The organism is Sphingobacterium sp. InxBP1 (assembly GCF_026191775.1).
Lineage (GTDB): Bacteria > Bacteroidota > Bacteroidia > Sphingobacteriales > Sphingobacteriaceae > Sphingobacterium > Sphingobacterium thalpophilum.
In genome coordinates, this window is sequence record NZ_JAINDX010000015.1 from 1 (window position 1) to 2,638 (window position 2,638).

At 40.2% G+C, this 2,638-nt stretch carries 3 protein-coding genes and 1 pseudogene; all 4 read left to right on the plus strand.

Annotation, left to right across the window (positions count from 1 at the left end):
• On the plus strand, positions 1-1,231 hold a 1,231-nt coding region (locus tag K7A41_RS00150), incomplete at its 5' end, for an RHS repeat domain-containing protein (RefSeq protein ID WP_265712083.1).
• Complete coding sequence (locus K7A41_RS00155; RefSeq protein ID WP_265712084.1) at positions 1,231-1,611, plus strand: hypothetical protein; 381 nt, start codon at positions 1,231-1,233, stop codon at positions 1,609-1,611. The genes K7A41_RS00150 and K7A41_RS00155, both read left to right, overlap by 1 nt.
• The gene (locus K7A41_RS00160; protein WP_265712085.1) at positions 1,611-1,898 is read left to right on the plus strand and encodes a hypothetical protein; all 288 of its coding nucleotides are present in this window, start codon (positions 1,611-1,613) and stop codon (positions 1,896-1,898) included. The genes K7A41_RS00155 and K7A41_RS00160 overlap by 1 nt, the downstream gene beginning before the upstream one ends.
• Positions 1,899-2,198: 300 nt before the next feature.
• A pseudogene (locus K7A41_RS23675) lies at positions 2,199-2,551 on the plus strand (colicin E3/pyocin S6 family cytotoxin).
• Positions 2,552-2,638: the final 87 nt, after the last annotated feature.

Consider the following 2,638-nt stretch of genomic DNA (forward strand, 5'->3'; position numbering starts at 1 on the left):
CGGCTGGTACAATAATTTTAAATACACGTATTCGGGCAACCAGCTGACCAAAGTCACTGATGCGGGTACGGCGGCGAGGACCAACACGTTCAGCTATGATGCCAATGGCAACGGAATCACAAATTCACGTCTGGGGATTAGTAAGATTGAATATAATCACTTAAATTTACCTAGCAAGCTGGTTAAGGGGGCTGAAAACCTTATCTACAGCTATGATGCGAATGGCAGAAAGCTGTCCAAAACACTGGGTTCAGCAGTAACGGATTATGTTGACGGTATCCAGTATGAGAACGGGGTACTGAAATTTATCCAGACAGAGGAGGGGAGGATCCTTCCGAACGGCAGTTCTTATATTTATGAGTATTTTCTGAAGGATCATCTGGGCAATACACGTGCTGTTGTGGACCATAGTGGAACAATCAAGCAGATCCAGGATTATTATCCGTTTGGTATGGAGATGAACCAGGGCAATGCACTGAACACAGCCTCTAACCTGTACAAATACAATGGCAAGGAGAAGCAGGTTGAACTGGGACTCGATCAGCTGGACTACGGAGCTAGGTTCTATGATGCAGAGATCGGTAGGTGGAACGTTGTTGATCCGCTGGCAGATATGTTTGAGAATGTGTCGCCGTACAATTATGGGATGAACAATCCGATCCTAATGATCGATCCAACGGGGATGGGAGCGGATACTGCTCAAGTTTGGGGGATAGTACCCACAATTCCAAGAAGTGGGATATCTATACCATTAGGAAGTGCAAATCCAGTAGGTACACGAACATTTCCACGAACTACTTTAAGACCTATTCCTCCTCCTAATCCGTTTGTATTATTATTTGGGTTACTATTATTGCCGTCTAATTATTTTGATCCGCAACGATCAAAAGATGAAATCCCCCAGAAGCCATTTGTATATAGTGAGGTGGTTCTTAAAGAAGTTCTAAAGGATGCAAAGAAGACGCGGACTACTGGTAGCGGTATTGACGAATATGAGAAGGATGGAGGAATGGATCAGGCAAATAAAGATTATGATGATTTAGTCGTCGAAGGTACTTCAAAGCAGATCCCAATCGGCCGAGTTGGTAAAACTGTAGATGGTAAGACTATCAATGTTAGAAGCAAAAGTTCTCCACGACATGACGCTCCAGGAATACCTGGGCCACCATCAGTAGAGATTTATAATCCTAATACTGGTCAATCAGAAATAAAAATTAGATATCCAAAATAATGAAAGAAAAGTATGAGAGATGGGATCCTATAGAGGATCTTCCAAATAATCCGTTTTTTTATGAAATGTACTTTCAACGGGGGAAATTAGTAGTCTTATTAAAACAATCTGATTCTGCCAATAGGAGTCTAAAAATAGAATTTAGCAACCCATTAGGCTATAGAATAGTGAATGAATCAGGACGAATGAAAACATTGGATAATCCGTATATATATACATTTTGTAAAACAGATGTTTCAAAATTTCTTGAATGGTTCGATGAGGAAAGTTATGGAATGTTTGATGATTTAAACAAGTATCATTATATGATATGTAATAGTGATAATATAATTGATGTAATTACTAATCAAAACCCTAGAGTTTCATGGATTGATTTGTAATGGAGTTAAATAGCTATTTTACTGATCCTAACGAGGCAGTTTTGACAACATCATTTGTCTTGAATAAAACGGATCAAATAACAAGAGTCTATCGTCATCTCGAGGATGGCATGTGGGAATTTATTAGTGAAAGAGCGGTTGAAGAATCGGACTATAAAGTCATTTCTATGGAAGAGATATTGAATATAGATGAGGGGCTTTTTTCTCTTTCTAATATGGAGCCCGGCTTTTTTGCTTATAGAAAAGAACCGAATGGTACTTTTGAGATAAAAATTATAGCGGAGTAAATCTGTTTCTTTGTTTCAGCGCCCACTCCGATAAAGATTGGTAGATGGAATGTGGTGGATCCACTGGCAGAGCGGTTTGAAGAAGTCTCGCCATACAACTATGCAGTCAACAACCCTATATTGATGATTGCCCCAGACGGAATGGCGGCTGATACCATTAAACAAGGTGGAACGTTAGCTATGGTAACTGTTGTGGGGTGTTCGATCGTTAGTGACATTAGTGCAGCTTTAGGAAGAGCAACCTTAGTCGGTCTAGCAGCAAAAACAGGTTGGGATGCTGGAGATCTGATTTGGAAGAACATGGGGAAAATCACTACTGGCATTGCGAGCGGGCTGGTTAAGTTGGGGGTTGATCCGAATAAGTTGTATGCACCTGATGTTAGGCCAAAAGATTCTGAAACTAGCAATGGAGGTACAAACACATTAAAATATACCCCTCCACCCAAAGAGTTAACAGGCTTTCCGGATGCAAAAAGAGTTCCTAACAAAGGAAGAGCTAGATGGAAAACGAAAGACGGGAAAATATTGGAGTGGGATTCCCAACATGGGATGTTGAGGTTTATAATAAACAGGGAAAACATCAAGGCAGTGCGGATCCAAATACTGGAGAGATGATTAAGCCCCCAGTTCCTGGTAGGACAACAAGAGATTAGATAATTGATTTTTTATGAAAATAGAACGTATTATTAGCTGGTTTGATAGAGCAGATGAGGAACTTATTGGTGAATTTAATATAGACT